The sequence below is a fragment of the Saccharospirillum sp. genome (genome assembly GCF_039982735.1).
In the GTDB taxonomy this organism is placed as follows: domain Bacteria; phylum Pseudomonadota; class Gammaproteobacteria; order Pseudomonadales; family Natronospirillaceae; genus Saccharospirillum.
Map to the genome: position 1 here is coordinate 145,963 of NZ_JBDWXV010000025.1, position 6,497 is coordinate 152,459.

At 58.8% G+C, this 6,497-nt stretch carries 4 protein-coding genes and 1 rRNA gene; 4 read left to right on the forward strand and 1 reads right to left on the reverse strand.

Annotation, left to right across the window (positions count from 1 at the left end):
- Window positions 1–59 precede the first annotated feature (59 nt).
- The 4 genes from ABJT94_RS20950 (at window position 60) to ABJT94_RS20965 (ending at window position 6,141) form a co-directional block, all read left to right on the forward strand.
- Window positions 60–812, forward strand: coding sequence for a sulfite exporter TauE/SafE family protein (locus tag ABJT94_RS20950; RefSeq protein ID WP_348476713.1), 753 nt, complete (start codon window positions 60–62; stop codon window positions 810–812).
- 105 nt (window positions 813–917) lie between these two features.
- Complete coding sequence (gene imuA / locus ABJT94_RS20955) at window positions 918–1,568, forward strand: translesion DNA synthesis-associated protein ImuA (RefSeq protein ID WP_348476714.1); 651 nt, start codon at window positions 918–920, stop codon at window positions 1,566–1,568.
- Window positions 1,561–2,979, forward strand: a complete 1,419-nt coding sequence (locus tag ABJT94_RS20960) for a DNA polymerase Y family protein (RefSeq protein ID WP_348476715.1) — start codon at window positions 1,561–1,563, stop codon at window positions 2,977–2,979. Before imuA ends, ABJT94_RS20960 begins: the two co-directional genes overlap by 8 nt.
- A gap of 3 nt (window positions 2,980–2,982) precedes the next feature.
- Window positions 2,983–6,141: an error-prone DNA polymerase gene (locus ABJT94_RS20965; RefSeq protein WP_348476716.1), complete on the forward strand. Its 3,159-nt coding sequence runs from the start codon at window positions 2,983–2,985 to the stop codon at window positions 6,139–6,141.
- Between the two features lie 258 nt (window positions 6,142–6,399).
- Here ABJT94_RS20965 and rrf read toward each other — a convergent pair.
- Window positions 6,400–6,497 (reverse strand): 5S ribosomal RNA (gene rrf / locus ABJT94_RS20970); the annotation flags it as partial.

The window sequence follows — 6,497 nt, forward strand, 5'->3', positions numbered from 1 at the left end:
GGGTTCGGACCGCACCATCCCACCTCGCCGCAGACACCCAAACCCCGTAAACTACACACATGGACATCACCAACGCTGCCCTGCTGCTGGGCCTGTTTTTTCTGGGCAGTTATATTCAAACCGTCACCGGCTTTGCCTTCGGCCTGATCGTCATGGGCCTGAGCTCGGTTCTTGGCCTGGCCGACCTCGCCTTTCTGGCGTTCGCAACCAGCACCCTCAGCCTGGCCAACACCGGCATCGCCCTGCGCGGTCACACCCAGCATGTGCACCGCCCGGCGGTCATCGCCATGCTGGCGACGGCCATCCCGTTAACCGGCCTGGGCTTATGGCTGCTCAACCACTTTAGTCAAAGCAGCCTCAGCCTGCTGCAACTGCTGCTCGGCATCACTCTGGTCATCAGTTGCCTGCTGATGATGCTCAAACCCAAACCCCGGGCCGACGTAAACGGTCGTTTCGCCTTTGCCACAGCGGGCGCCATCGCCGGCTTGCTCGGCGGCCTGTTCGCCACCTACGGCCCGCCTCTGGCGTTTCTGATGTACCGCCAGCCACTGCCACTGCTCAGCATTCGCCTAACCCTACTGATGACTTTTTTTGCCACCTCAGTCATTCGCATCGCTCTGGCGTTACCTTTTCTGCAAGACGCCATGAACGTTCTGCTGATCTGTGCACTGGGCCTGCCACTGGTCATTCTGGGCACGCTCATTGGCAAACGCTTCGGACCTCCCCTCCCGGAACTCTGGATGCGTCGTCTGGCGTTTGCCCTGCTGATGGGCTCAGGCCTGAGCCTGGTAGCCTCTGGGTTGATGGCTTAGCGCTCCAACGAAAACACCGATACAGATCATTACGAATCAACCACTGGCATCCTGATCGCGGCTGATTATACTGTATATCCATACAGCTTCTTGAGCACCTTCATCATGTCTTTGCTGAACGATCTGACCCGGAGCGGTCGGCTTTGGTCCGCCAGCGACTGGCGCATGGCCCGCATTCATGCCGCTCCCAGCGGCTACGCGGCACTGGATGCCGAGCTGCCCGGCGGTGGTTGGCCGCTCGGAGCCGTCACCGAAATTCTCTACGCCCGGCCTGGCCAGGGCGAATTGAGACTGCTGATGCCTTACCTGGCCACACTCAGCCAGACGGGCCAGCTATGGCAGGCCTGGTTCAACCCGCCTTACCGGCCCCATGCCCCGGGGCTGGCCCACTGGGGGATCGATTTATCCCGGCTGTTGCTGTGCCAGGCCCCGTGCCAGGACGACCTGCTGTGGAGCCTTGAGCGCTGCCTGACCACCGGCGGCTGCCAGGCTGTGGTGGCCTGGGTCGACCGGCTCGACAACGCCCACATGCGCCGCCTGCAACTGGCCGCCGAGAGCAACCGGCTGCCGGTGTTTCTGCTGCGCCCCGAACGCTGGCGCGATCGTGCGTCCATCGCTGCCCTGCGACTTCAGGTGTGCGCCGAGCAGGCCGACCGGGTGCAGCTGCACATTCTCAAACGACGCGCGGGCTGGCCACTGCACAACCTGGCAGTGGCCGTGCCGCTGCAGCCCGACAGAGGTCAACACCATGGCTGACACCCGACTCTGGTTGTACATCGACTTTCCCCGGCTTGCCTTGCAAGCCCGGTTTGGCACTCTGGAGAGCGCCACGCCACAATTGCTGCTCAACGCCCGGTCCGGCATTGAGCAATGCAATGGCGCAGCGACGGCCCTGGGTGTGCGACCCGGCATGAATACCGCCACTGCCTATTGTCTGCTGAGCGACGTAGAAACCACCCAGCACGATGCGCTTGCCGAACAGGAACAACTGCAACGTCTGGCGCTGTTGTTGTATCAGGCCTGCGCCGATATCCGGCTGTGCCCGCCCTCGGGTCTCAGTCTCGAAATCGGCTCCATGTTGCGCTTGTATCAGGGGCTGGATGCCCTGGTCGGCACCCTGCAAAAGCGCCTGGATCACAGTGGTTTTCACTATCGCTGGGCCTGTGGGCACACCGCCCAGGCCGCTCAGGTGCTGGCCATCAACGACCAGCCGCTCGTCAGCAGCGACCGGCAACAACTGATCAGCGCACTCGACCCCATTGCCATCGACCGGCTAGGCCTCGACACCAAAGACGCCGCCCGGCTGAAATCCATGGGCCTGCACTGCTATGCCGATATTCGCCCGTTGCCCCGGGCCGAACTCGGCTATCGCTTCGGCCCGACCCTGTTGCAGCGGCTCTCGGCTCTGGAAACCCCCGACACCCTGGGCCACCGCTTCGACATCCCCCCGCATTTCGACGAACGCCTGGAACTGAGCCACGAGGCCGAGCACAGCGCCAGCCTGCTGTTCCCGGTCAAGCGCCTGCTGACCAACCTGGAAGACTACCTCAAAGCGCGCCAATGTCTGGCCGACAGCCTTTACTTGCGCCTCATCCACCGTAACAAGCCGCCTACCCGCTTGCGCATTCAGGCGGTACAGGGCTCCCGCAGCGCGCAGGAGTGGCTCAGCCTGATCAACCTGCAGCTCGACCGGCTGGTCTTACCGGAACCCGTGCTCTCGCTACACCTGAGAGCGCGACGCTTTCGCACCGACCCCATGCCCAGCGGTGACCTGCTCGGCACCGCCTACCCGCAAGCCGATGCCGACCGCCTGCTGTCGCTACTGGTATCACGACTTGGCCACCACCAGGTGCACACCCTGACAACCACCAACGATCCCAGGCCGGAATACGCCACCCGGCTAACCCCGGCAGTCGATCGCACCGGGCGCCCGGAATCGTCACGCCCCCGGTTCCAGCCACTGCTGGTGCCGGATACCGAGCAACGGGTCGCACCGCAGCAATTTCAGCTACTGAGCGGGCCCGAACGCATTGTTATGGGTCGCTGGGCACAACCGGCCCCATACCGGCGCGACTATTTTCGCGCCTGGCATCCACACCACAAGCAAGCCGTCTGGCTCGCCCGTCACGACGATGGCCACTGGAGCCTGGCCGGCTTTTTCGGATAACCCATGACCGACTCACTGCCCTACGCCGAATTGCATTGTCTGAGCAATCACAGTTTTCTGCGCGGTGCCTCTCACCCGCAGGAACTGGTACTGCGCGCGGTCGAACTTGGCTACCAGGCCCTGGCCATTACCGACGAATGCTCGGTCGCCGGAGTGGTCAAAGCCTGGCGCGTCATCAGAGACCAAAAACTGCCGATCAAACTGATCATCGGCGCCGAATTTCGCCTCGACGGTCAGGTGATCATCCTGCTCGCTCCGACCGAATCCGCTTACAGCCAACTGTGTCACCTCATTACCCGGGCCCGGCGACGCTGCGACAAGGGTGAATACCGCCTAAACCGCCAGGATTTCACACTGAACCTCGATAACTGTTTGTGCCTCTGGTCACCCCGGGGGCGCAGTGATGATGACGAACAACTGGCCTATTACGCCGATTGTTTTCAGGACCGTTGCTGGGTGCTGGTGGAAAACCTGCTGACCGAAAACAGTTTTGAGCTTGCCACCCGCGCCCGAGGCCTGGCCAGGCAACACAACCTGCCCGCTGTCTGTGCCAACAACGTGCACATGCACACCCCCGAACGCAAAGATTTGCAGGATGCCCTGACCGCCATCCGCTTCAACACCACCCTGACCGAGGCTTTGCCCTACCTGTTTCCCAATGCAGAAAACCACCTGCGCTCGGCCAATAAGTTACACAGCCTCTACGGCGCCGAGCTGATGCAGGAAACCCTGCGCATTGCCGACCGTTGCGACTTTACACTCGATGCTCTGCGTTACCGTTACCCCAAAGACGTCCTTCCCGGTCAGTACAACGCCGAAGAGTATTTACGGTTGCTGGTGCGCCAGGGTGTTGCCCGGCGCTTTCCCGAAGGCAGCACACCCGAGATCGACGCCACTATTGAGCGCGAACTGGCGATGATTCGCGAGAAAGAATACGAGCACTATTTTCTGACGGTTTACGACATTGTTCGCTTTGCCCGATCGCAGAACATTCTGTGTCAGGGGCGCGGCTCAGCAGCGAACTCGGTCGTCTGCTATTGCCTGGGCATCACCGAAGTGAACCCCAAACAGGCCTCTATGTTATTCGACCGGTTCATATCCAAAGGACGCGATGACCCGCCGGACATTGATGTCGACTTTGAACATCAGCGGCGCGAAGAAGTCATCCAGTACATCTATCAGAAATACGGGCGCAAGCGCGCTGCACTCGCCGCCACCGTTATCAGCTACCGGCGCAAAAGTGCGCTGCGCGACATTGGCCGCGCCATGGGGTTAAACATCAGCCAGCTGGATCAGAAAATTGCCAACTATGGCTGGCGCTATCGCAGTAAAAACTGGATCGAGGAAATTATTTCAGACGGCATGGGATTATCCGAGCATCAGATTGGCGTGTTCAAACATTTGCTGGAAGGCATATTGGGGTTCCCCCGTCACCTGTCACAGCATGTCGGTGGCTTTATCATTACCGAAGGCGTTGTGGCCGATCTGGTCCCGATTGAGAACGCGGCTATGCCCGACCGCACCGTGATTCAGTGGGATAAAGACGACCTGGAAACGGTGGGGCTGATGAAGGTCGACATTCTCGCACTCGGCATGCTCAGTGCTGTACGCCGCACCCTGGATCTGATTCGCCAGCACCATGGCAAGAACCTCAAGTTACAGCATATCCCGCGCGACGATGCCGCCACTTTTGCAATGATTCAACAGGCCGATACCGTTGGTGTTTTTCAAATTGAATCACGCGCCCAAATGAACATGCTGCCACGCCTGAAACCCAACTGCTATTACGATCTGGTGGTGCAAGTAGCCATCGTACGCCCGGGTCCCATTCATGGCGACATGGTGCACCCTTACCTAAAACGGCGCATCGGTAAAGAAGCTGTGCATTATCCAAATGAAGCGTTACGCCCGGTGTTGGAGCGCACCTTGGGCGTACCCATCTTTCAGGAACAGATCATTGCACTGGCCATGGTCGCTGCCGGTTTCAGTTCCGACGAAGCAAACGATTTAAGACGTTCAATGGCCAGCTGGAAACAGAGCGGACACATCAATAAATTACGTTCCAAACTGACCGAGCGCATGCACAAAAACGGATACCCCGATGAATTTATTCAGCGCATTAACCGCCAGATTGAAGGCTTTGGTGAATACGGCTTTCCCGAATCTCATGCGGCCGGATTTGCGCTCATTGCCTACTTCTCGTCCTGGTTCAAATGTCACTATCCGGAGGCGTTTTGCTGTGCCCTGCTAAACAGTTTGCCCATGGGATTTTATACCGCCTCACAACTCGTACAGGATGTGCAGCGTCATGGCGTCACCGTGTTGCCGGTCAACATCAATTACAGCGACTGGGAGAACCAACTGGAATGGTACAACAAGAAAACCGCCATTCGCTTGGGCTTCTGCCGCATAAAAGGCTTCACTCAAACCAGTGCCATGAATCTGCTCAGACACCGCCCTGAGCAGGGCTTTCAGCGCATCAAAGAACTGGAGCAACTGTCTGGCATCGGCACAGCCGATCTCGACCTGCTGGCTTCAGCGGGCGCCTTCGCCGACCTCACTCAGGATCGCTACCAGGCACGCTGGGAAAGCTCTGCACTGCGGCTACAAACACCACTGCTAACCGATGCATTCGAACCAGCAACCGATCAACAAAGCCAGTTGCCAGCGCCGAACGAACTCGACAACCTGATTGAAGATTATCACAGCCAGGGACTGACTCTGGGGCGACATCTGATCACCCTATTACGGGAAGACAACGCCATACCTCAGACGGTACCCGCCAGCGATTTGTTGCCCATGATGCAGGCCGAACAACGCCGAATTGCGGGGTTATCGAAACGGCTGGGGATGAACCAGCCGGACCGGGTACGCCTGCCAATCCGTGTGTTGGGGTTGGTGGTTAACCGGCAACGTCCCAAAACAAAGGCAGGCGTCACCTTTGTCACGCTTGAAGACGACACCGGAAACATCAATATCATTGTCTGGTTGCAGCAGGCACAGCAATACATCAAAGCACTGACCACCGAGCAGTTGGTGTTGGTAACCGGCTTAATTGAAAAAGCCTGGGATAACGATGTGGTTCATGTCATCGCGCAGCGGATTGACGGCCTCGGTGAGGCCACTAAGGATGTCAGGATTCGGTCACGGGATTTTCATTGAGGGAGGTAACGTCTGACGAACCGAAGCCCCAGCCATAAAAAAATCGAAACGTCGAACCGCCCGAACCATCTCTGGCCTGGGGTTGGTATTAAAAGCTTGAACAAACGGCAGGACAGCCGTTTTGGACGACGCCAGTCGCCCGCAGGGTCGATGCCAGGGAGGGCATCGATCACCATGACCCCGGTCATCGTCTGTCGAACAAAAGCCACAGGCATAAAAAAACCCCAGACCATTGCTGGCCTGGGGTTGGTATTAAAAGCTTGACGATGACCTACTCTCACATGGGGAGACCCCACACTACCATCGGCGAGGCTGCGTTTCACTTCTGAGTTCGGCAAGGGATCAGGTGGTTCCAC

Coding starts and splice junctions, on each gene's coding strand:
- ABJT94_RS20960 (WP_348476715.1), top strand. CDS start 1,561: ATGGCTGACACCCGACTCTGGTTGTACATCGACTTTCCCCGGCTTGCC.
- imuA (WP_348476714.1), top strand. CDS start 918: ATGTCTTTGCTGAACGATCTGACCCGGAGCGGTCGGCTTTGGTCCGCC.
- ABJT94_RS20965 (WP_348476716.1), top strand. CDS start 2,983: ATGACCGACTCACTGCCCTACGCCGAATTGCATTGTCTGAGCAATCAC.
- ABJT94_RS20950 (WP_348476713.1), top strand. CDS start 60: ATGGACATCACCAACGCTGCCCTGCTGCTGGGCCTGTTTTTTCTGGGC.